16 protein-coding genes are annotated in these 21,914 nt (G+C 57.1%); 3 read left to right on the top strand and 13 right to left on the bottom strand.

Going from position 1 to position 21,914, the window contains the following annotated elements; all coding sequences use genetic code 11:
* Nucleotides 1-19 precede the first annotated feature (19 nt).
* Nucleotides 20-1,414 carry an MFS transporter gene (locus GNG26_RS17715; protein WP_114385850.1) on the top strand — a complete coding sequence of 465 codons (1,395 nt, stop codon included), beginning with the start codon at nucleotides 20-22 and terminating at the stop codon, nucleotides 1,412-1,414.
* Nucleotides 1,415-1,434: 20 nt separating this feature from the next.
* Here the strand turns inward: GNG26_RS17715 and queE are convergent, their stop codons facing one another.
* On the bottom strand, nucleotides 1,435-2,106 hold the full coding sequence (gene queE / locus GNG26_RS17720; RefSeq protein ID WP_103822707.1) for a 7-carboxy-7-deazaguanine synthase QueE: 672 nt from the start codon (nucleotides 2,104-2,106) through the stop codon (nucleotides 1,435-1,437).
* Nucleotides 2,107-2,357: 251 nt separating this feature from the next.
* On the opposite strand from queE, the gene GNG26_RS17725 reads away from it, so the two are divergent.
* Nucleotides 2,358-3,572: a glycosyltransferase gene (locus GNG26_RS17725; protein WP_156239684.1), complete on the top strand. Its 1,215-nt coding sequence runs from the start codon at nucleotides 2,358-2,360 to the stop codon at nucleotides 3,570-3,572.
* A gap of 56 nt (nucleotides 3,573-3,628) precedes the next feature.
* On the opposite strand, the gene eno is transcribed toward GNG26_RS17725, so the two are convergent.
* The 5 genes from eno to rlmD form a co-directional block, all read right to left on the bottom strand.
* Nucleotides 3,629-4,924 (bottom strand): phosphopyruvate hydratase, encoded by a 1,296-nt coding sequence (eno, locus tag GNG26_RS17730; RefSeq protein ID WP_103180931.1) that lies wholly within the window; start codon nucleotides 4,922-4,924, stop codon nucleotides 3,629-3,631.
* A gap of 82 nt (nucleotides 4,925-5,006) precedes the next feature.
* Nucleotides 5,007-6,644, bottom strand: a complete 1,638-nt coding sequence (gene pyrG, locus GNG26_RS17735; RefSeq protein WP_103180932.1) for a glutamine hydrolyzing CTP synthase — start codon at nucleotides 6,642-6,644, stop codon at nucleotides 5,007-5,009.
* 224 nt (nucleotides 6,645-6,868) lie between these two features.
* Entirely contained in the window at nucleotides 6,869-7,660 is a 792-nt protein-coding gene (gene mazG / locus GNG26_RS17740) for a nucleoside triphosphate pyrophosphohydrolase (protein WP_156239685.1), read from the bottom strand.
* Between the two features lie 69 nt (nucleotides 7,661-7,729).
* Entirely contained in the window at nucleotides 7,730-9,967 is a 2,238-nt protein-coding gene (gene relA, locus GNG26_RS17745) for a GTP diphosphokinase (RefSeq protein ID WP_103822711.1), read from the bottom strand.
* Between the two features lie 52 nt (nucleotides 9,968-10,019).
* Nucleotides 10,020-11,318: a 23S rRNA (uracil(1939)-C(5))-methyltransferase RlmD gene (rlmD, locus tag GNG26_RS17750; RefSeq protein ID WP_114385848.1), complete on the bottom strand. Its 1,299-nt coding sequence runs from the start codon at nucleotides 11,316-11,318 to the stop codon at nucleotides 10,020-10,022.
* 57 nt (nucleotides 11,319-11,375) lie between these two features.
* Here rlmD and barA point away from each other — a divergent pair, with 57 nt between their 5' ends.
* A complete protein-coding gene (gene barA / locus GNG26_RS17755; RefSeq protein ID WP_156239686.1) occupies nucleotides 11,376-14,147 on the top strand; it encodes a two-component sensor histidine kinase BarA in 2,772 nt (923 codons plus the stop codon).
* Nucleotides 14,148-14,186: 39 nt separating this feature from the next.
* Here the strand turns inward: barA and GNG26_RS17760 are convergent, their stop codons facing one another.
* The 7 genes from GNG26_RS17760 to GNG26_RS17790 form a co-directional block, all read right to left on the bottom strand.
* Nucleotides 14,187-15,326: a glycerate kinase gene (locus tag GNG26_RS17760; protein WP_103822714.1), complete on the bottom strand. Its 1,140-nt coding sequence runs from the start codon at nucleotides 15,324-15,326 to the stop codon at nucleotides 14,187-14,189.
* An 87-nt stretch (nucleotides 15,327-15,413) separates the two neighbouring features.
* A complete protein-coding gene (gene gudD / locus GNG26_RS17765; protein ID WP_168194507.1) occupies nucleotides 15,414-16,754 on the bottom strand; it encodes a glucarate dehydratase in 1,341 nt (446 codons plus the stop codon).
* A 12-nt stretch (nucleotides 16,755-16,766) separates the two neighbouring features.
* On the bottom strand, nucleotides 16,767-18,107 hold the full coding sequence (locus GNG26_RS17770) for an enolase C-terminal domain-like protein (protein ID WP_103822956.1): 1,341 nt from the start codon (nucleotides 18,105-18,107) through the stop codon (nucleotides 16,767-16,769).
* Between the two features lie 2 nt (nucleotides 18,108-18,109).
* Nucleotides 18,110-19,462, bottom strand: coding sequence for a galactarate/glucarate/glycerate transporter GudP (gudP, locus tag GNG26_RS17775; RefSeq protein ID WP_103822716.1), 1,353 nt, complete (start codon nucleotides 19,460-19,462; stop codon nucleotides 18,110-18,112).
* A gap of 484 nt (nucleotides 19,463-19,946) precedes the next feature.
* A complete protein-coding gene (locus GNG26_RS17780; RefSeq protein WP_103822717.1) occupies nucleotides 19,947-20,396 on the bottom strand; it encodes a flavodoxin in 450 nt (149 codons plus the stop codon).
* Between the two features lie 3 nt (nucleotides 20,397-20,399).
* A complete protein-coding gene (truC, locus tag GNG26_RS17785) occupies nucleotides 20,400-21,194 on the bottom strand; it encodes a tRNA pseudouridine(65) synthase TruC (RefSeq protein WP_114316896.1) in 795 nt (264 codons plus the stop codon).
* Nucleotides 21,191-21,517, bottom strand: a complete 327-nt coding sequence (locus tag GNG26_RS17790; RefSeq protein WP_103822719.1) for a YqcC family protein — start codon at nucleotides 21,515-21,517, stop codon at nucleotides 21,191-21,193. Before GNG26_RS17790 ends, truC begins: the two co-directional genes overlap by 4 nt.
* Nucleotides 21,518-21,914: the final 397 nt, after the last annotated feature.

Below are 21,914 nucleotides of genomic sequence, written 5' to 3' on the forward strand. Positions count from 1 at the left end.
TCCCCAGGAGGGCTGCACAATGAGTACCGTTCCCCTGACAGGCACCCCGGCTTTCGCAGGTAACGATCGACTGCTGGCGGGTATTGTTCTGAGCGTTCTGACATTCTGGTTATTTGCCCAGTCGGTGATTAACGTTGTGCCGGCCATGAAAAATAGCCTCGACATATCCCTGGAGACGCTCACGCTGGCAGTCAGTCTCAGCGCATTATTCAGCGGCTGCTTTGTGGTCGCCAGCGGTGGCTTTGCCGATAAGTTTGGCCGCGTGCGCCTGACGGTTATCGGCCTGGTGCTGAGTATCATCGGCAGCGGCCTGTTGTTTCTGGCCCGGGAACCGGTGCTTTTCCTGCTAGGACGGGCGATCCAGGGGCTGTCGGCAGCCTGCATTATGCCCGCGACACTGGCGCTGATTAAAACCTGGTACGACGGTAAAGCGCGCCAGCGGGCGATCAGCTTCTGGGTCATTGGCTCCTGGGGCGGCAGCGGCCTGAGCTCGTTTGTTGGCGGCGCGATTGCCACCAGCCTGGGCTGGCGCTGGATTTTTGTTTTTTCCATCGCGATGGCCCTGGCTGCACTGCTGTTGATCCGCGGTACGCCGGAAAGCCGAAGCGCCAGTGCTGGTCAGCACAAGCTGGATATTGGCGGGTTGGTGAGTTTTGTCTGTATGCTGGTGCTGCTCAACCTGTTTATCAGCAAAGGGCATAGCTGGGGCTGGGGCAGCGGCCTGTCGCTGACGGTGCTGGGGGCAACGATCCTCGCGGCACTCGGCTTTATCGTTACCGGCCTGCGCAAAGGCGATGCGGCGCTGATTGATTTTGCGCTGTTTAAAAACCGGGCCTACAGCGCGGCGGTGCTCTCGAACTTCATGCTCAACGGCTGTATTGGCACCATGATGATCACCAGCATCTGGTTACAGCAGGGCCATCATCTGACGCCTTTGCAAACCGGAATGATGACGCTGGGGTATCTGGTGACGGTGCTCGCCATGATTCGTGTGGGGGAAAAGCTGCTTCAACGCTATGGCGCCCGCCTGCCGATGATGACCGGCCCGGTGTTGACCGCAATCGGCATCACCTTTATCTCCTGCACTTTCCTGAGCAAAGAGATCTATATCGTGACCGTCTTTTTCAGCAACGTCCTGTTTGGCCTCGGGCTGGGCTGTTATGCCACGCCATCGACAGACACGGCGGTGATGAACGCGCCAGAGAGCAAAGTTGGGGTGGCATCAGGGATCTATAAGATGGGCAGTTCGCTGGGCGGAGCAATGGGGATCGCCGTAACGGCTTCACTGTATGCCCTGCTGCTGCCGCTGGGCATGGCCAGCGCCGCCCAGTATGCGCTGCTGTTTAACAGTGCGATTTGTCTCGGTTCGGCGGTGGTGGCCTGGGCGTTATTACCCAAATTGCGGGCCCCTTAGTAACAGAGGCCGCAGGGCTATCAGGCGATGTTCAGGTATTTGTGCGTCTGCATCGACAGACGCCAGTTACGCGCAATACAAGTCTCAATACACAGACGGGTGGCATCCTCTTTCTGGCTGATGGGCTGCAGCGCAATAACGCGCTGTTTTTCGTCCGTCAGCGTTGCCAGCAGCTCGTCCAGCGCTTCGATATCGCGCGTGCGCCCGACCGGGTGTTTGATCTCATCGGCACGCTCCAGCGCCTGGGAGAGGATATCGTAGCCGCCGCGCATATTTACTTTTGGTGATACCGTCACCCAGGTGGTGTGGGAGCAGCGCACTTCATGGGTGCCGCTGGTCTCAATCTGGCAGCTAAAGCCGTTCTTCTCCAGCAGCATGGTGAGCGGCATTAAGTCATGAATGCAGGGTTCGCCGCCGGTGATCACCACGTGGCGCGCGGTCCAGCCCTGACGGCCAATGATCGCCAGCAGATCTTCCGGATTGGCTGCGCCCCATTTATCGCTCTCTTTGGTTTTGGCCAGGATGCTAAACAGCGACACTTCCCGATCCGCGAGCTTATCCCAGGTATGTTTGGTGTCGCACCAGGCACAGCCAACCGGGCATCCCTGCAGTCGAATAAAAATAGCGGGAACGCCGGTGAAGTAACCCTCGCCTTGCAGGGTCTGGAACATCTCGTTAATCGGGTACTGCATAGTTATCTCTGGTCAGATTTACGGGGGGGCATTATTGCAGATCGCACATAATCAGGCAAAACAACCCCGGCCACGATTTTATTCCTGTCAGTTTAAGGATAGCCAGGCTAACAGTCTTAGGGTGGAAAGCCGTTGTCAGAAGGCAATGTTAAAAACATTAAAACTTACGCTACGCTTTTAAGATATCGCCCACCCGGCTGTCGACGTTAACCCCTTTGACTGAGTAGCCATCAGAATACTGGACAAGCAGAATGAGCCATTTTGCGGTAATAACGCTACCGTTATACAGCCATATGCGCGCTATGGAAGCACTGGCAAAACACCTTATCGTGCGCGGCCATCGGGTCACTTTTTTTCAACAGGAAGAGGCTCGCACGCTGCTCAGGGAACCGCAGGCGCGCTTCATCGCCGTGGGTCACCCGACGCCGTCTGCGATGCACGAGCCAGGTTTTTTCCGCCTGATATCAGATATGGCAAGCGTTACCGATATGCTGTGCCGTGAACTGCCTCTCGCCTTCCGACAGCACAATATTGACGCCGTGATTGTTGATCAGATGGAGCCGGCTGGAGGGCTGGTTGCACAAGCGCTCAACCTGCCCTTTATCTCCATCTGCTGCGCCCTGCCGGTAAACCGGGATAACACTATTCCCTTGCCGGTGATGCCTTTTCGCTATGGCACCAGCAATCGCAGCCGGAAATTATACGCCTCCAGTGCGGATGTGTATGACTGGCTGATGTCGAGACAGGGGCGAGTGATTGCCCGTCATGCCCGGGCGTTTGGTCTGTCCTCGCGCAACAGGCTGGATCAATGCCTGTCGCCGCTGGCGCAAATCAGCCAGACCATCCCAGGCTTTGATTTTCCACGCACCTTGCCCGCCTGCTTCCATGCGGTAGGTCCGCTACGCTACGATCCGCCAACGGTCTCTTCCGGCAATAAGAAGCCGTTTGTTTTTGCGTCATTAGGCACGCTTCAGGGCTACCGCTACGGGCTGTTCCGCACCATTGCCCGCGCCTGCCGACAGGCGGGTGTGCCCTTGCTAATTGCCCACTGTGACAGACTGAATGCAAGTCAAACCGCCCGGCTGGCGCGTGCCGGGGCGAAAACCGTAGGATTTACCGATCAGCTGGCGGTATTGCGCGATGCCAGCGCCGTCATTACCCACGCTGGGCTGAATACGGTTATGGATGCCATCGCCACCGCCACGCCGATCCTCGCCGTGCCTCTGGCGTTTGATCAGCCAGGCGTCGCCGCCCGAGTGGTCTTCAGCGGCATTGGCCTTAAGGCCTGCCGTTTTTCGCCGAGCCGCACGCTCAGCCAGCATCTTCTCGACCTGCTGGAAAATAAGCAGTACACGCAGCGCATCACCGCCCTCCAGACTCAGCTGATTAACGCCGGAGGGGCAGCACGGGCTGCCGAAATTATTGAACAGGCGGTATGCACACGTCATAGCGTACCGACGGTGTGATGATAAAAAAAAACCCGCCGAAGCGGGTTTTTCTAAAGATGAAGGTTCAGCGTGAATTACTGACCTTTGATCTCTTTACGACCGTTATAAGGTGCTTTTTCGCCCAGCGCTTCTTCGATACGAATCAGCTGGTTGTATTTAGCAACACGGTCAGAACGGCTCATAGAACCAGTTTTGATCTGGCCAGCAGCGGTACCAACAGCCAGGTCAGCGATGGTCGCGTCTTCAGTTTCGCCTGAACGGTGAGAGATAACGGCAGTGTAGCCAGCATCTTTCGCCATTTTGATCGCAGCCAGAGTTTCGGTCAGAGAACCGATCTGGTTGAATTTGATCAGGATGGAGTTAGCGATGCCTTTCTCGATACCTTCTTTCAGGATTTTGGTGTTGGTTACGAACAGGTCGTCACCAACCAGCTGGATTTTGTCGCCCAGTACTTTAGTCTGGTATGCGAAACCATCCCAGTCAGACTCGTCCAGACCATCTTCGATGGAGACGATTGGGTACTGTTTGGTCAGCTCTTCCAGGAAGTGAGTGAACTCTTCGGAAGAGAAGGCTTTGTTGCCTTCGCCAGCCAGAACGTATTTACCGTCTTTGTAGAATTCAGATGCTGCGCAGTCCATCGCCAGGGTGATGTCGGTGCCCAGCTCGTAGCCTGCTGCTTTAACTGCTTCAGCGATTACGGCCAGTGCTTCGGCGTTAGAACCCAGGTTAGGTGCATAACCACCTTCGTCACCAACAGCGGTGTTCATGCCTTTGGCTTTCAGAACTTTTGCCAGGTGATGGAAAACTTCAGAACCCATACGGATGGCTTCTTTAACAGTTTTCGCGCCAACCGGCTGAATCATGAATTCCTGGATGTCGACGTTGTTGTCAGCGTGCTCACCGCCGTTGATGATGTTCATCATCGGAACTGGCATGGAGTATTTGCCTGGAGTGCCGTTCAGTTCAGCAATGTGTTCGAACAGTGGCTGACCTTTAGAAGCTGCTGCTGCTTTGGCGTTTGCCAGGGAAACAGCCAGGATTGCGTTCGCACCGAAGTTAGATTTGTTTTCAGTACCGTCCAGATCGATCATGATCTTGTCAATGCCAGCCTGATCTTTGGCATCTTTGCCAAGGATTGCCTGAGCAATAGGACCGTTTACTGCGCCAACCGCTTTGGTTACGCCTTTGCCCAGGAAGCGGGATTTGTCGCCATCGCGCAGTTCCAGCGCTTCGCGGGAACCAGTAGAAGCACCTGACGGCGCAGCAGCCATACCTACGAAACCACCTTCCAGGTGTACTTCGGCTTCAACAGTCGGGTTACCACGGGAGTCGATGATTTCACGACCGATGACTTTAACGATTTTGGACATTAGATTTTCCTCAGTACAAGTTAAACTAAAACTCCAGACAAACAGCGCGTACCCCTGGTACGCGCTGCCGTTCTAACTTTTCTTACTTCGCCTGACGCTTCTGGAACTCCGTCGCGGCTTTCACAAAGCCAGCAAACAGCGGATGTCCATCACGCGGCGTAGAAGTAAATTCCGGGTGGAACTGGCAGGCAACGAACCATGGGTGGTTCGGCACTTCGATGATCTCGACCAACTGATCATCCCCGGAGCGGCCCGCAATACGCAGACCCGCAGCTTCAATTTGTTTCAACAGCAGGTTGTTCACTTCATAACGGTGACGATGGCGTTCAGTGATGACTGGCGCACCGTACATCTGGCGTACCAGGCTGTCATCAGAGAGCTGGCAAGCCTGAGAACCCAGACGCATCGTGCCACCCAGATCGCTTTTCTCGGTACGGACTTCGACGTTACCTTCTTCGTCGCGCCATTCGGTAATCAGCGCCACAACAGGGTACTTACAGTCTGGCACAAATTCCGTAGAGTTCGCGTTTTCCATGCCCACCACATTCCGGGCAAATTCAATCAGTGCAACCTGCATACCCAGGCAAATGCCGAGGTAAGGAATATTGTTTTCGCGCGCATAGCGTGCGGTAGCGATCTTGCCTTCAACGCCACGGTAGCCGAAGCCGCCAGGGATCAGAATAGCATCCAGATCTTTCAGAATTTCTACACCGCGGGTTTCAACATCCTGCGAGTCGATCAGCTTGATGTTGACGGTTACGCGGTTTTTCAGGCCACCGTGTTTCAGCGCTTCGATAACGGACTTATAGGCGTCCGGCAGTTCGATGTACTTGCCGACCATACCGATAGTCACTTCACCCGCCGGGTTCGCTTCTTCGTAAATAACCTGTTCCCATTCAGACAGGTTAGCTTCCGGACAGTTCAAGCTGAATCGTTTACAAATATAATCGTCCAGGCCCTGTGATTTCAACAGGCCCGGAATTTTATAAATGGAATCGACATCTTTCATTGAAATAACGGCTTTTTCTGGCACGTTACAGAACAATGCAATTTTTGCACGTTCGTTGGCCGGAACCGCACGATCGGAGCGACAGACCAGAATATCTGGCTGAATACCGATGGAGAGCAGCTCTTTAACGGAGTGCTGAGTCGGTTTGGTTTTCACTTCACCTGCGGCTGCCATGTACGGCACCAGAGTCAGGTGCATGAACAGCGCATGTTCGCGACCAATGTCCACCGCCAGCTGACGGATCGCTTCCAGGAACGGCAGGGATTCGATATCGCCTACAGTGCCGCCGATTTCTACCAGCACGACGTCGTGGCCTTCACCACCGGCAATAATGCGTTCTTTAATGGCGTTGGTGATGTGTGGGATAACCTGAACGGTTGCGCCCAGGTAGTCACCGCGACGCTCTTTACGCAGAACGTCGGAGTAGATACGGCCAGTCGTGAAGTTGTTACGGCGGGTCATTTTGGTGCGAATGAAGCGCTCGTAGTGACCCAGGTCCAGGTCGGTTTCAGCGCCGTCTTCAGTAACGAACACTTCCCCGTGTTGGATCGGGCTCATGGTACCTGGATCGACGTTGATGTACGGATCCAGCTTCATCATGGTCACATTGAGGCCACGGGCTTCAAGAATGGCTGCGAGGGAGGCTGCGGCAATGCCTTTACCCAGAGAGGATACAACCCCGCCGGTCACAAAAATATAGTTCGTTGTCATGCTGAACCTGAGAAGTTAGGGTGAAACGATGGAATAACCAGGACGGGAAAGTAGTATACCCGAACACGGCGAGCGCCACAAACTTTCATTCTCCGTCTCCTGTCTCAGGCTTTGACTCATATTGGGAGTGAGAAAATAGCCCCTTTTGGGTAAATGTTTTTGACGCAAATCAAGCGCTTGTCATTTAAAAAATCACACAAATTGCGCTTGATCGCAAAAACCCGTTAGAGATCAGATTCCTGGCGTTTTACTTCCTGCCAGACTTCTTCCATCGCATCGAGGTCCACGCCGGTCATTTCCAGGCCGCGAGCCGCGATAATGCGCTCCACTTCCCGGAAGCGGCGCTCGAATTTGAGGTTCGCTTTCTGCAGCGCCACTTCAGCTTTGACGCCCAGATGACGGGAAAGATTGACGGTGGCAAACAGCAGATCGCCCATCTCCTCTTCAAGCTTCTCCTGATCCACTACCGCCTGCTGCGCTTCGTGCATCACCTCGTCAATCTCTTCATGCACCTTGTCGAGCACCGGGCCTAAGGATGTCCAGTCAAACCCCACCGTCGAACAACGTTTCTGGATCTTGTGCGCGCGCATCAGCGCCGGCAGGCTTAACGGAATATCGTCCAGCGCGGAATGTTGCGATTTTTCAGCCCGTTCCGCGCTTTTAATCTGTTCCCAGCGGGCCAGAACCTCGGTACTGTTTTCGGCGGTAGCCTCGCCAAAGATGTGCGGGTGGCGGCGCTCCAGCTTGTCGCTGATGGCGGCGCAGATATCGTTGAAATCGAAGCGTCCCTCTTCCTGGGCCATCTGCGCATAGAACACCACCTGGAACAACAGGTCTCCCAGCTCGCCACGCAGATCGTCAAAATCTTCCCGGGAGATAGCGTCCAGCACCTCGTAGGTCTCTTCCAGAGTGTAGGGGGCGATGGTGGCGAAAGTCTGCTCTTTGTCCCACGGACAGCCGTTTTCCGGGTCGCGCAGACGTTGCATAATGCCGAGCAGGCGGTCGATTTGGGTCATAGTTTTGTCCTGATAAAAAAATGCCGGGTGGCGGCTTACGCCTTACCCGGCCTACAAAAGAAGGTGCGATTAGCCGCCGTGCAGACGGCGGGCGTCGATCACATCCGGCACCTGGTTCAGCTTGCCGAGCACGCGGCCCAGCACCTGCAGGTTATAGATTTCGATGGTCATATCAATGGTGGCGAGCTGCTGGCGCGTATCGCTGCGGCTGGCGACGCCCAGCACGTTCACCTTCTCGTTCGCCAGAATGGTGGTGATATCGCGCAGCAGGCCGCTGCGATCGTTGGCTGAGACCCGCACTACCAGTGAATAACCGGCAGAATAGCTCTCGCCCCACACCGCATCCACGATGCGTTCCGGCGCGTGGGACTGTAAATCATCCAGCTGATCGCAGTCCGCACGGTGAATGGAGATCCCGCGCCCCTGGGTGATAAAGCCGACAATCTCGTCCCCCGGGATGGGCTGGCAGCAGCGGGCAATATGGTGCATCAGGTTGCCGACGCCCTCCACCACCACTCTGCCTTTGTCTTTTTCTTTGCCACGGTGCGAGGGAGCGTAGCTTTTCTGCTGAAGCTGCTTCAGCGCCGCCGCATCTTGCTCTTCCGCGCTCGGTTTGTTGAATTGTGCCTGCAGGAAATTCACCATCTGGTTAAGGCGAATATCCCCACCGCCAATGGCGGCCAGCAGCTCATCCAGCTCGTTAAAGTTGTAGCGCGGCAGGAGGAATTTTTCTGCCTCTTTCAGGTGGATGCCTAAATGCTCCAGCTCATCATCAAGGATCTGGCGTCCGGCAAGAATATTCTTGTCGCGATCCTGCTTGCGGAACCAGGCATGAATTTTTGAGCGCCCGCGGCTGGTGGTGACATAGCCGAGGTTCGGGTTCAGCCAGTCGCGGCTCGGGTTCGGCTGTTTCTGGGTAATGATCTCAATCTGGTCGCCCATCTGCAGCTGGTAGGTGAACGGCACGATACGTCCGCCGATTTTAGCGCCGATGCAGCGATGCCCCACATCGCTATGGATATGGTAGGCGAAGTCGAGCGGCGTTGAGCCTGCCGGCAGGTCAACCACGTCGCCTTTCGGCGTAAAGACGTAGACCCGGTCGTCAAAGACCTGGCTGCGCAATTCGTCGAGCATTTCACCGGAGTCGGCCATCTCCTCCTGCCACGCAATCAGCTTACGCAGCCAGGCGATACGATCTTCGTGGCCGGAGCGCGCCCCGCTTGTGGGCCCCTCTTTATACTTCCAGTGCGCGGCGACGCCCAGCTCGGACTCTTCATGCATCTGCTTGGTACGGATCTGGATTTCGACGGTTTTGCCGCCCGGCCCCAGCACCACGGTATGGATCGACTGGTAGCCGTTCGGTTTCGGATTGGCGACATAGTCGTCAAACTCATCCGGCAGGTGACGGTAATGGGTGTGGACAATCCCCAGCGCGGCGTAGCAGTCCTGCAACCGCTCGGCAACGATACGCACGGCGCGCACATCAAACAGCTCGTCAAAGGCGAGATGCTTTTTCTGCATTTTGCGCCAGATGCTGTAGATATGCTTCGGACGGCCATAGACTTCGGCCTTCACACCCTCTTCTTTCATCGACTTACGTAAGCCGCCGACAAACTCATCGATGTAGTGTTCACGATCGATACGGCGTTCGTGCAGCAGCTTAGCAATGCGTTTGTATTCTGCCGGGTGCAGGTAGCGGAAGCAGTAATCCTCCAGCTCCCATTTCAGCTGGCCGATGCCCAGACGGTTCGCCAGCGGGGCATAGATGTTGGTGCACTCTTTCGCCGCCAGCACGCGTTCGTCTTCCGGCGCGTCCTTCACTTCCCGCAGATGGGCAACGCGTTCGGCAAGCTTAATGACCACGCAGCGAAAATCATCCACCATCGCCAGCAGCATACGGCGAACGTTATCCACCTGTTCAGACGAGACGGAGTCGGTGTGGGTGGCTTTAAGCTGACGGATGGCGGCCATATCGCGCACGCCGTGGATCAGCGCCACGATCGATTTCCCGACGCTTTCGCGCAGCACCTCTTCTGTGACCACCTCGGCGTCGGCCAGCGGGAAAAGCATAGCCGCACGGAGGGTGTCGATATCCATACTCAGCATGGAGAGGATCTCAACCATCTCTACGCCGCGCCACAGCAGCAGCTCGGCATCGGGATGCCCCTGTGTGGTGCGCAGACAGTAGGCCCATGTTTCGGTTAAGCGTTCACACGACTGCTGGCTGGCGATCCCCAGACTTGCGATCCATTTTTGTGGGTCAAACTCACCAGCTTTATTGAGATGTGCACTTCTTACCGCAACCATTGTCCTCTCCTTTAGGGACCCCTGCCTGTCGAATTCGACAAGCCGAAACTCATCAATTGTGTTCAAACAACGCCATTGATTCCAGATGCCCAGTGTGCGGGAACATATCAAGCATTGCCAGACGCTGAATCTGGTAACCCGCCGCTAATAACGCCTCGCTATCGCGGGCAAGCGTCGCCGGATTACAGGAAACATAGACCACACGTTTGGGGGCCAGTTTAATAATGTGCTGCATCACGCCTGGCGCGCCTGCGCGTGCCGGATCAAGCAGAATTTTATCGAAACCGTGCGCCGCCCATGGCTGCTGGGTAACATCCTCTTCCAGATTCTCGTGAAAAAATGTCACGTTTTGCAGCGCATTGTGAACAGCGTTATCGCGCCCCTTTTCCACCAGCGCCGCCACCCCTTCAACGCCGACCACGCTTCGTGCCCGTTTTGCCAGCGGCAGGGTAAAGTTGCCCATCCCGCAAAACAGGTCGAGCACCCGGTCCTCCGGCTGAATATCCAGCCACGCCAGCGCGGTCGCGACCATCTGCTGGTTAACGCCGTCATTCACCTGGATGAAGTCGCGCGGGCTGAACGTTAAGCGTAGCCCGTCTGAATCATACCAGGGCGTTTCCCCGCTCAGTTGCTCAAGTATCTCGCTTTGCGGGGCGAGATAAAGGTCAAGCTCATGGGAATGCGAAAAGCGTTCCAGTTTTTCGCGATCTTTGGCCGAAAGCGGTGCAGTATGGCGCAGCACCATCAGCGGGCCGCTGTTCGCCAGCACCAGTTCAACGTGCCCAAGATGGCGTACGCCCTGCAGGTCAGAGAGGCATTTGCGCACTTCTGGCAGCAATGCCTCAAGACGGGGCACCAGAATGGGGCACTCTCTGACATCAACGATGTCGCTGGAGTTGGCCTTGCGAAAGCCCATCTCCAGACGAGCGGTTTTCGGCTGATAATTGAGGCTCAGACGCGCCCGGCGGCGGTAGCCCCAGGGTTTATCTGCGATCACCTCATCGACGTCGTGCTTCAGCAGGCGTGCCAGGGCATTGCTTTTGCTGCGCTCCTGCAGCGCGACGCTGGCATGCTGCTGTTGGCAGCCGCCGCAGACACCAAAGTGCGGGCAGCGGGGCGTTTCGCGTTCCGGGCTATCATTAAGACGGCGCTTTACCTGCCCGCGAGCGTACTGACGTTTCTCTTCCGTCAGGGTGATTTCCGCACGCTCCTGGGGCAGCAGGCCGGGAATAAATACGGTCTTGCCCTCGTGGCGCGCCACCCCCTGTCCGAACGGATCGAGGTCTGTCACTTCAACAGTTATGATCTGACGCGTCGTCACGCGTCGCTTTGCAGAGTAGAATTGCGCCATCGCCGGGAATTTTCTCAAATGAACATATTGACTCTAATTGTCCCATAACGGAACTCCATGACCAACTACAGCCTGCGTGCGCGCATGATGATTTTGATCCTCGCCCCTACCGTACTCATTGGTTTACTGCTGAGTACCTTCTTCGTGGTGCACCGTTATAACGACCTGCAACGTCAGCTCGAGGACGCCGGTGCCAGCATTATTGAGCCGCTCGCGGTCTCCAGCGAGTACGGCATGAACCTGCAAAATCGCGAGCCCATCGGCCAGCTCATCAGCATTCTGCACCGTCGGCATTCGGACATTGTGCGGGCGATTTCAGTGTATGACCAAAATAATCACCTGTTCGTGACCTCCAATATTCAGCTTGATCCGGACACCCTGAAGCTGCCGGATGGTACGGCGTTTCCAAAGCGGCTGAGCGTGATCCGCCAGGGTGAAAAAATGATCCTGCGCACCCCCATTATTTCGGAAAGCTATTCACCGGATGAATCTCCCGCGTCAGACGCTAAGCCCAATAACAACTTGCTGGGATATGTGGCGCTGGAGCTGGATCTCAAGTCCGTGCGGCTGCAACAGTACCGGGAGATCTTTATCTCCACGGTGATGATGCTGTTTTGTATTGGCATTGCGCTGATCTTCGGCTGGCGTCTGATGCGGGATGTAACCAGCCCCATCCGCAACATGGTGAATACCGTCGACCGGATCCGCCGGGGCCAGCTCGACAGCCGCGTCGAAGGCTTTATGCTCGGCGAGCTGGATATGCTAAAAAACGGCATCAACTCGATGGCCATGTCGCTGGCGGCATACCATGAGGAGATGCAGCATAACGTCGATCAGGCCACTTCCGACCTGCGCGAAACGCTGGAGCAGATGGAGATCCAGAACGTTGAGCTGGATCTGGCTAAAAAACGCGCCCAGGAGGCGGCACGCATCAAGTCAGAGTTCCTGGCGAATATGTCCCACGAGCTGCGCACCCCGCTGAACGGGGTGATTGGCTTTACCCGCCTGACCCTGAAGACTGAGCTTAACCCGACCCAGCGCGACCACCTGCATACGATTGAACGCTCCGCCAACAACCTGCTGGCAATCATCAATGACGTGCTGGACTTCTCCAAGCTCGAGGCAGGCAAGCTGATTCTGGAGAGTATTCCGTTCCCGCTGCGTAACACCCTGGATGAGGTGGTCACCTTGCTGGCGCACTCCTCCCACGACAAGGGACTGGAGCTTACGCTGAACATTAAAAATGATGTGCCGGACAACGTCATTGGCGATCCGCTGCGCCTGCAACAGGTGATCACCAACCTGGTGGGTAACGCCATTAAGTTCACTGAGAGCGGGAACATCGACGTGCTGGTCGAAAAACGCTCCATCAGCAATACCAAAGTGCAGATTGAGGTGCAGATCCGCGACACGGGGATCGGTATTCCTGAGCGCGATCAGTCCCGGCTGTTCCAGGCCTTCCGCCAGGCCGATGCCAGCATCTCCCGCCGCCACGGCGGTACCGGGCTGGGGCTGGTCATCACGCAAAAACTGGTTAATGAGATGGGGGGCGATATCTCCTTCCACAGCCAGCCTAACCGGGGCTCGACCTTCTGGTTCCATATCAACCTCGACCTGAACCCGAATGTGCTCACCGATCGTCTGGCCATGGATTGTCTGCAGGGTAAACGGCTGGCGTACGTGGAGCCCAATACCGCCGCCGCGCAAAGCACCCTCGATGTGTTAAGCACGACACCGCTGGAGGTGGTCTACAGTCCGAACTTCTCCACGCTGCCGGTTGACCATTACGACATCCTGCTGCTGGGGATCCCGGTGACCTTTACCGGCGATCTGACCATGCAGGAGGAGCGGCTGGCAAAAGCGGCCTCGATGACCGATTACCTGCTGCTGGCCCTGCCCTGCCATGCCCAGATCAACGCCGAGGAGCTAAAACATGACGGGGCGGCCGCCTGCCTGCTGAAACCGCTGACGGCCACCCGCCTGTTGCCAACGCTGACGGAATATTGCCGTCTGAACCATCACATCGCACCGATTACCAGCGATGAGAGCAAACTGCCGATGACCGTGATGGCGGTGGATGACAACCCCGCCAACCTCAAGCTGATCGGGGCGCTGCTGGAAGATCAGGTTCAGCATGTCGAACTGTGCGAGAGCGGTTTGCAGGCCGTGGAGCGAGCGAAGGAGAAGCCGTTTGACCTGATCATGATGGATATCCAGATGCCCGGTATGGACGGCATCCGCGCCTGTGAACTGATTCGCCAGCTTCCCCATCAGCAGCAAACCCCGGTGATCGCCGTGACGGCGCATGCGATGGCGGGGCAAAAGGAGAAGCTGCTGAGCGCCGGGATGAACGACTATCTGGCGAAGCCGATTGAAGAAGAGAAACTGCACAGCCTGCTGCTGCGCTACAAACCCGGCCCTACCACAGGTCACTGGCTCCCCGCAACGGAGGTCCCGCCGGCGGTCCCGGAGATCGTAGTTAACGGCAGTGCCACCCTCGACTGGCAACTGGCGCTGCGTCAGGCGGCGGGCAAAAACGACCTCGCGCGGGAGATGCTGCAGATGCTGGTCGCGTTCCTGCCGGAGATCCGCAATAAAGTGGAAGAGCAGCTGGTGGGAGAAAACCCGGAAGATCTGGTCGGGGCGATCCATAAGCTGCACGGCAGTTGCGGGTACAGTGGGGTGCCGCGTCTTAAGAATCTCTGTCAGCTGCTGGAGCAGCAGTTACGTTCCGGCACGCCGGAAAGCGAGCTGGAGCCGGAGTTCCTGGAGTTGCTGGATGAGATGGATAACGTCACGCGGGAAGCGATGAAGGTGCTGGGGTCGTAAGGCCCCTCTCCCGACAGGAAGAGGGGGGTAAAGAAGGGATTACAGCCCCCTTCCCACTTTTAATACGGCGGCGATATTGCGGGCCGCCATCCGCACGTTTTCTTCGGCATCTTCCAGCGCCTCTTCCAGCGTGCAGACGGTATAAATCACGCTGAATACCGCGTCGATACCATGCTCGTGCACCACGCCGACATCCGCCGTCAGGCTGCCCGCCAGGCCAATGACCGGTTTATTGTAGCGTTTGGCAATCTTCGCCACCCCTACCGGCACTTTGCCATGAACGGTCTGGCTGTCGATCCGCCCTTCGCCGGTGATCACCAGATCGGCATCGGCCACCAGGCCGTCGAGATTGAGCGCATCAGTGACGATTTCAATACCCTGACGCAGCTGCGCGCCGCAGAACGCGTACAACGCCGCGCCCATACCGCCCGCCGCGCCGCCACCCGCCAGCCCGAGCACGTCAACGTCCAGGTCGCGGGCGATGATCCGGGCATACTGCGTCAGCGCGCGATCGAGGCGCACGATCATCTCTGAGGTTGCCCCCTTCTGCGGACCAAACACGGCGGTAGCGCCGTTGTCGCCGGTCAGCGGGTTGGTGACGTCGCATGCCACCTCAATGCGGCACGACGTCAGCCGTTTATCCAGACCACTGATATCGATACGTGCCAGCCTTTCCAGTTCACCGCCGCCGGGACCGATGGCGTGACCCTGTTCGTCCAGCAGCTTCGCGCCAAGCGCCTGCACCATCCCTGCGCCGCCATCGTTGGTGGCGCTGCCGCCAATCCCAATGATGATATGTTTTACGCCTGCATCCAGGGCATGGCGGATCAGCTCTCCGGTTCCCCAGGAGGTGGTTTTCAGCGGATTGCGCTGGGCCGGGGGAACCAGCTCCAGACCGCTGGCCGCCGCCATCTCGATAAATGCGCTTTTTCCATCGCCGGAGCGGCCATAAAAACCGTCAACATGCTCGCCGAGCGGCCCCGTTACGCGTACCTGAATAATTTCACCCTGGGTGGCGGCGACCATCGCTTCCACGGTGCCCTCCCCACCATCGGCAACCGGCAGTTTCACGTACTCCGCCGTGGGGAAAATCTCGCAAAATCCTTGCTCTATCGCCGTTGCCACTGCCAGGGCACTCAGGCTCTCTTTGTAAGAGTCCGGTGCGATCACTATTTTCATAAGCCGTCCTTACGCATGTTGACTACCATAAGCATACACCCGTCACGCAAGAGAAAATGCCGACTCCCGCAGGAACCGGCACCGGACTTAACGCACCATGCAAGGGCGTTTGTTGTTGAAGGTCCACTCCGGGATTAGATACTGCATCGCCATCGCGTCATCTCGTGCGCCCAGACCGTGCTGCAGATAGAGCTCGTGCGCCTTCATCACCTGATCCATATCCAGCTCCACGCCCAGACCCGGCGTGGTTGGTACCTGCACCATACCGCCCTTGATTTCGTACGGCTGTTTGGTCAGCCGCTGGTTGCCCTCCTGCCAGATCCAGTGGGTGTCGATGGCGGTGATGTTGCCCGGCGCGGCCGCGGCCACGTGGGTGAACATCGCCAGCGAGATATCAAAGTGGTTATTGGAGTGCGAGCCCCAGGTCAGGCCGAACTCGTGACACATCTGCGCCACGCGCACCGAGCCCTGCATGGTCCAGAAGTGCGGGTCCGCCAGCGGGATATCCACCGACTGCAGCGACAGGGTATGCCCCATCTGACGCCAGTCGGTGGCGATCATGTTGGTGGCGGTTGGCAGACCGGTGGCGCGGCGGAACTCGGCCATCACTTCACGGCCGGAGAAGCCCTGCTCAGCACCGCACGGATCTTCCGCATAGGCCAGCACGCCTTTCAGACGCTTACCGATGCGGATCGCCTCATCCAGCGACCAGGCCCCGTTTGGATCGAGGGTGACGCGCGCCTGTGGGAAGCGTTTCGCCAGCGCAATGATCGATTCGGCTTCTTCTTCACCCGCCAGCACGCCGCCCTTCAGTTTGAAATCGTTAAAGCCGTACTTCTCGTAGGCCGCTTCCGCCAGACGGACCACCGCATCAGGGGTCATCGCCTCTTCATGGCGCAGGCGATACCAGTCGCACTGCTCATCCGGCTGACTCTGATACGGCAGCGGGGTCAGCTTGCGGTTGCCGACGAAGAACAGGTAGCCCAGCATCTCAACTTCTGTGCGCTGCTGCCCATCACCCAGCAGGGAGGCGACGTTAACGCCCAGATGCTGGCCCAGCAGATCGAGCATTGCGGCTTCAATGCCGGTCACAACGTGAATAGTGGTGCGCAGGTCGAAGGTCTGCAAACCGCGGCCACCCGCGTCACGGTCGGCAAATTCGTTACGTACGGCGTTAAGAACGTTTTTATAGGCACCGAGGGTTTGCCCCACCACCAGCGGGATCGCCTCTTCAAGCGTTTTACGGATCTTCTCGCCACCCGGGATTTCACCTACCCCGGTGTGACCGGAGTTATCTTTGATGATCACAATATTACGGGTGAAGAACGGGGCATGGGCGCCGCTCAGGTTCATCAGCATGCTGTCATGGCCGGCAACCGGGATAACCTGCATGGAGGTCACAACAGGAGTAGTAAACGTGCTCATAATTCCATCCTTTAATCAGTGGCGACCGAACGCCGGGCGTTTACGGTCAAAGGTCCAGCCGGGGATAAGGTACTGCATTGGGCCTGCGTCATTACGCGCGCCGCCTGGCAGTTTCTTATACGCCTCATGCGCTTTGTGGATCTGATCCCAGTCAAGTTCCACGCCAAGCCCCGGTGCATCAGGTACGGCAATCTTGCCGTGTTTAATTTCGAGTGGATTTTTGGTCAGGCGCGCTTCGCCTTCCTGCCAGATCCAGTGGGTGTCGATAGCGGTCGGCGTGCCCGGTGCGGCAGCGCCGACATGGGTAAACATCGCCAGCGAAATATCAAAGTGGTTGTTGGAGTGGCAACCCCAGGTCAGGCCCCAGTCATCGCACAGCTGCGCCACCCGTACCGCGCCGGAAAGGGTCCAGAAGTGCGGGTCCGCCAGCGGAATATCGACCGCATTGAGCATGACGGCGTGCCCCATCTCGCGCCAGTTGGTGGCGATCATGTTGGTCGCCACCGGCAGGCCCGTGGCGCGGCGGAACTCCGCCATCACCTCTCGGCCAGAGAAACCTTGCTCGGCGCCGCACGGATCTTCGGCGTAGGTCAGGACATCGCCCAGCCCTTTGCACAAGGAGATGGCCTCATCCAGCAGCCAGGCGCCGTTGGGATCCACGGTAATGCGGGCATCCGGGAAGCGTTTTTTCAGGGCGCGGGCGCTCTCAATTTCCTGCTCGCCCGGCAGAACGCCGCCTTTCAGTTTGAAATCCTTAAAGCCGTAGCGATCCTGCGCGGCTTCCGCCAGACGCACCACCGCCTCACTGGAGAGCGCCTCCTGATGGCGCAGGTGATACCAGTCGTGGCTGCCCGGCGAACGTTCCAGGTAAGGGAGATCGGTTTTGGTGCGATCGCCCAGGTAGAAGAGATAGCCCAGCACGGTGACCGCATCGCGCTGCTTGCCCGGACCGAGCAGTTCGCACACCGGCACGTTCAGCGCTTTGCCGAGCAGGTCCAGCAGCGCCGCTTCCAGCGCCGCCACCGCATTCACCCGCAGTTCAAAGGTCCATGCGCCTTTGCCGAAGGTATCGAAGTCGGCAGACTGGTTGCCTTTATGTACGCGCTGCACCACTTTGTTCAGGCGCGCCACCTCCTGCCCCACCACCTGCGGAATGGCATCCACCAGGGTCTGGTAGATCACCTCGCCGCCGGGGGCTTCCCCAACACCGGTATTCCCGGCGTTGTCGGTCAGCACCACGATGTTGCGGGTAAACCAGGCGTTATGCGCGCCGCCGATGTTCAGCAGCATACTGTCCTGGCCGGCAACCGGGATAACCTTCATTTCAGTGACGACAGGGCTGGATTGCATACTCATCATTAACGCTCCGTAACAGGTTTCAGCTCAATACGTTTGATATCACCCACCAGCACCAGGTAGCTCAGCACCGCCACCAGGGCATGGATACCGACGTAGATCAGCGCCCCGTTAAACGAGCCTGTGGTACCGACGATGTAGCCAATGGCAATCGGAGTCACGATCCCGGAGATGTTGCCGAACATGTTGAACAGACCGCCGCTCAGGCCGCTGATCTCTTTCGGCGCGGTATCTGCCATCACCGCCCAGCCCAGCGCACCGATACCTTTACCGAAGAAGGCCATCGCCATAAAGCCGATAATCATCCACTCGGCGTTCACGTAGTTACACATCACCATCGTCATGGAGAGCAGCATACCCAGCACGATTGGCGTTTTACGGGCGATATTCAAAGAGCCAGTACGACGCATCAGCCAGTCGGAAATTACCCCGCCCAGTACGCCGCCGACAAAGCCGCAGATTGCCGGAACGGAGGCGACAAACCCGGCTTTCAGAATCGACATGCCGCGCGCCTGTACCAGATAGACCGGGAACCAGGTGATAAAGAAGTAGGTTAAGGCGTTGATGCAGTACTGGCCGAGATAGATCCCGAGCATCATGCGGGAACCCACCAGCTGTTTGATTTGGCCCAGTTTCTGGCTGAACGGGACTTTCGCTTTGCTGCTCGCCTGATCCATGTTGATCAGCGCGCCGCCTGCGGCGATGTAGTCCAGCTCTTTCTGGTTTACGCCGGGATGCTGGTTCGGTTCGTGGATCACTTTCAGCCAGATAAAGCTGATCACAATACCCAGACCACCCATAAAGAAGAACACGTGCGACCAGCCCACCTCGTGCGTCAGCCAGCCCATGATAGGGGCGAAGATGACGGTGGCAAAATATTGTGCGGAGTTGAAAATGGAGACCGCCGTTCCCCTCTCCTGCGCCGGGAACCAGGCAGCCACGATTCGGCTGTTGCCCGGGAAGGATGGGGCTTCTGCCAGCCCGACGAGGAAGCGCAGGGTAAAGAGCGCGACAATGATGCCAAAGCCGTTAAAGATATCTACAAAGCCCTGCAGCAGGGTAAACATGGACCAGATGAAAATGGACCAGAAATAGACGCGTTTTGAACCGAAGCGATCGAGCAGCCAACCGCCTGGAATTTGGCCGATAACATAGGCCCATGAAAATGCGGAGAAAACATACCCCATACCGACCGGATCCAGACCGATATCTTTTGCCATTTCTGAACCAGCAATCGACAGGGTGGCGCGGTCGCCATAGTTGAAGGATGTGACGATAAACAGCATCACCACTATCCAGTAGCGGGCGTTAGTACGCTTTTCAGCGCTGCTCGCCGCTTGGCTTAATGAACTCATTCTTGCACTCCTGAATCATAGCGTTTTCGCTACGTTCATTCTGAACAGCTCAACCGTAGGGTAATCAGAATGACGTGTATGTGTTTTTGCAGTTCGAACATGTAGGTCGTTTCGCCTTACTGACTGCATTTTTATTAACTGGCGGAAAAAGTATAAGAAAGGAACCAGGCCCCTCTCACCGTGCAACAACACAACATTGGCATGGCTCTGTGCGGTTGTTTGTGGCAAAAGCCCAGGACAATGGAAGAGACTTCACGGAAATGAAAACTGCCTGCCCGTAAGGGGGAGGCCAGAGTCAGGGAATAACGGGAGTGTGAAACAGGTCGCTTGACGCAGTGAAAATGCCTGCTAATAACCGCGCTTCAGGTGAGGATTTACGGGCGATTGCCCAAAGCTTACTCGATTCAGTTAACTTATACTGGCTGCATGGTCGCTTTGTTAACTGGCAAAGGGTTCTGGCCCTCCGCTTAGAGAGGGCAGGAACTTATTTTAGCAATGTGCCCCACTGTTCAACCCAGGGATTGGATTCGCCTTCCGGCTCAGGGTGTTCAGAGGCGTCAATCATAAGCATCTCACCCACGCGCTGCGCGCTTTGCTCCTGTAACAGAGCGTCGAACAGCTTGCCGCCACCGCAGAAATTCGCGTAAGTGCTATCACCGAGCGCAATAATGCCGTAACGCATTTCCGGCTGATAACCCAGCTTATCTTTAATTCCCTGGTACAACGGAACAATGCTGTCCGGGAGATCGCCCTGCCCGGTTGTCGAGGTGACGACCAGCGCATACTGGCCCTGGTATTTTTCCCAGTCGGCCAGATCGGGATCTTCATAGACCGTGGCTTTATGGCCCATACCCGCCAGAATCGCTTCGGCCTCTTCTGCCACCAGCAGCGAGTTACCGTACATCGTGCCGACAAAAATTCCGATTACCGCCATGTTTTACTCCCTGATTGAACGCTCGTTCCGATCATCCTGAACGTTGGTTACGTCAAACTCAACCCTTTCATTTTCGGGGAGTTGTCCGCGCCATCCAAACTGTGACAACGCCTGCATCCACACCTCGTCCAGCCCGGCCCGGATCGTCAGCGGCTCGCCGGTAAACGGATGGATAAGTTGCAGCTGGCTGGCGTGTAGCATCAGACGATGACAGCCGAAATGCTCTGCGGCGCTGCGGTTTTGCCGCAAGTCGCCATGCTTGCTGTCGCCGATGATCGGATGGCGGAGATGCGCAAGGTGACGTCGCAGCTGGTGCTTACGCCCGGTTTTCGGCTCCAGTTCAATCAGACTATAGCGCGTGGTGGGAAACTTACTGGTGGCAACCGGCATTTCAGTGGTCGCCATGCCGCGATAGTCGGTTACCGCGGGCTGCGGGCCTTTGTCGTCGCGGGCATACTTATCGGCAATTTTATCCAGCTCTTCCGTCAGGGGATAATCGAGCGTGGCGCACTCTGTCAGCCAGCCCCGGACAATCGCATGGTAGCGTTTCTGGATCTGATGCTGCTCAAACTGCTGCGCCAGACGTCGACCGGCCTCGCTGGAGAGTCCCATCAGCAGAACGCCGGAAGTGGGTCTGTCCAGACGGTGGGCAGTGAAGACATGCTGTCCGATCTGGTCGCGCACCGTCTGCATCACCACCACTTTTTCATCCCGGTCCAGCCAGCTACGGTGTACCAGCCAGCCGGAGGGCTTATTAACGGCGACCAGCCACTCATCCTGATAGAGGATCTCAATCATGCTTCGTCGCCGAAGAGCGTATCCAGCGCCAGCAGCGCGGCCAGCACCGCGTCGCGTGACGGATGGGCAGCGTCCAGCGCCATTTCATAATAGGGCGCTACGGCAAAGCTCTGGGGTAGCGGATGGCCACTATCGAGCAGGGCATGCATGCGGGGAATGAGGACCCATTGCAGCCACTCAAACGGCTCCAGGGTATCCATACAGAAAGGTTGCGTGCTCTCAAACGCGTCTGGCTGCGGCGCCGTCTCCTGCCACAGCTGATGATCGCGCAGTAAAGCTTCAATGGCGTGCAGTTGCGCGCGCACGTTGTCGTGATGGGTCATGAAAACCTCAACTGAAAATGTGAACGGCGCGCAGCATAGCAAAGACCACGCAGAAATAAAAAAAGGGAGCACTGTAAAAACAGTGCTCCCGGTTCGTTTCGCAGCAATCCAGCTACTTTTAGTGCTCCCTGCTCATCCGTGACAACTTTTCCTCTGACCCTAAGGTCTGGTCTTCCCTTGACCGCTGCATCCTGCGCACATCGTCCTGATGTGACTGCTTCTTCCTGAAGCGTCCTGGTCTTCCTGACCCACCGGACATCTGTACCGGCTCTCATTCTCCTTCCTGGAGGTGTCCTTCAACGCGTCCTGCGTGATCCTCTTGCTTCATCCTGAAGCCTTCCTTGTAGCGTCTTCCTGACGTGTCCTTGTTAAGAAACGTCATCATCCTGATGTTCGT

Source organism: Leclercia sp. J807, assembly GCF_009734465.1.
Lineage (GTDB): Bacteria > Pseudomonadota > Gammaproteobacteria > Enterobacterales > Enterobacteriaceae > Enterobacter.

Excerpts from the sequence above, each read along its gene's own strand:
- GNG26_RS17715 (WP_114385850.1), top strand. The coding sequence starts at position 20 with ATGAGTACCGTTCCCCTGACAGGCACCCCGGCTTTCGCAGGTAACGAT.
- queE (WP_103822707.1), bottom strand. The coding sequence starts at position 2,106 with ATGCAGTACCCGATTAACGAGATGTTCCAGACCCTGCAAGGCGAGGGT.
- GNG26_RS17725 (WP_156239684.1), top strand. The coding sequence starts at position 2,358 with ATGAGCCATTTTGCGGTAATAACGCTACCGTTATACAGCCATATGCGC.
- eno (WP_103180931.1), bottom strand. The coding sequence starts at position 4,924 with ATGTCCAAAATCGTTAAAGTCATCGGTCGTGAAATCATCGACTCCCGT.
- pyrG (WP_103180932.1), bottom strand. The coding sequence starts at position 6,644 with ATGACAACGAACTATATTTTTGTGACCGGCGGGGTTGTATCCTCTCTG.
- mazG (WP_156239685.1), bottom strand. The coding sequence starts at position 7,660 with ATGACCCAAATCGACCGCCTGCTCGGCATTATGCAACGTCTGCGCGAC.
- relA (WP_103822711.1), bottom strand. The coding sequence starts at position 9,967 with ATGGTTGCGGTAAGAAGTGCACATCTCAATAAAGCTGGTGAGTTTGAC.
- rlmD (WP_114385848.1), bottom strand. The coding sequence starts at position 11,318 with ATGGCGCAATTCTACTCTGCAAAGCGACGCGTGACGACGCGTCAGATC.
- barA (WP_156239686.1), top strand. The coding sequence starts at position 11,376 with ATGACCAACTACAGCCTGCGTGCGCGCATGATGATTTTGATCCTCGCC.
- GNG26_RS17760 (WP_103822714.1), bottom strand. The coding sequence starts at position 15,326 with ATGAAAATAGTGATCGCACCGGACTCTTACAAAGAGAGCCTGAGTGCC.
- GNG26_RS17770 (WP_103822956.1), bottom strand. The coding sequence starts at position 18,107 with ATGAGTATGCAATCCAGCCCTGTCGTCACTGAAATGAAGGTTATCCCG.
- gudP (WP_103822716.1), bottom strand. The coding sequence starts at position 19,462 with ATGAGTTCATTAAGCCAAGCGGCGAGCAGCGCTGAAAAGCGTACTAAC.
- GNG26_RS17780 (WP_103822717.1), bottom strand. The coding sequence starts at position 20,396 with ATGGCGGTAATCGGAATTTTTGTCGGCACGATGTACGGTAACTCGCTG.
- truC (WP_114316896.1), bottom strand. The coding sequence starts at position 21,194 with ATGATTGAGATCCTCTATCAGGATGAGTGGCTGGTCGCCGTTAATAAG.
- GNG26_RS17790 (WP_103822719.1), bottom strand. The coding sequence starts at position 21,517 with ATGACCCATCACGACAACGTGCGCGCGCAACTGCACGCCATTGAAGCT.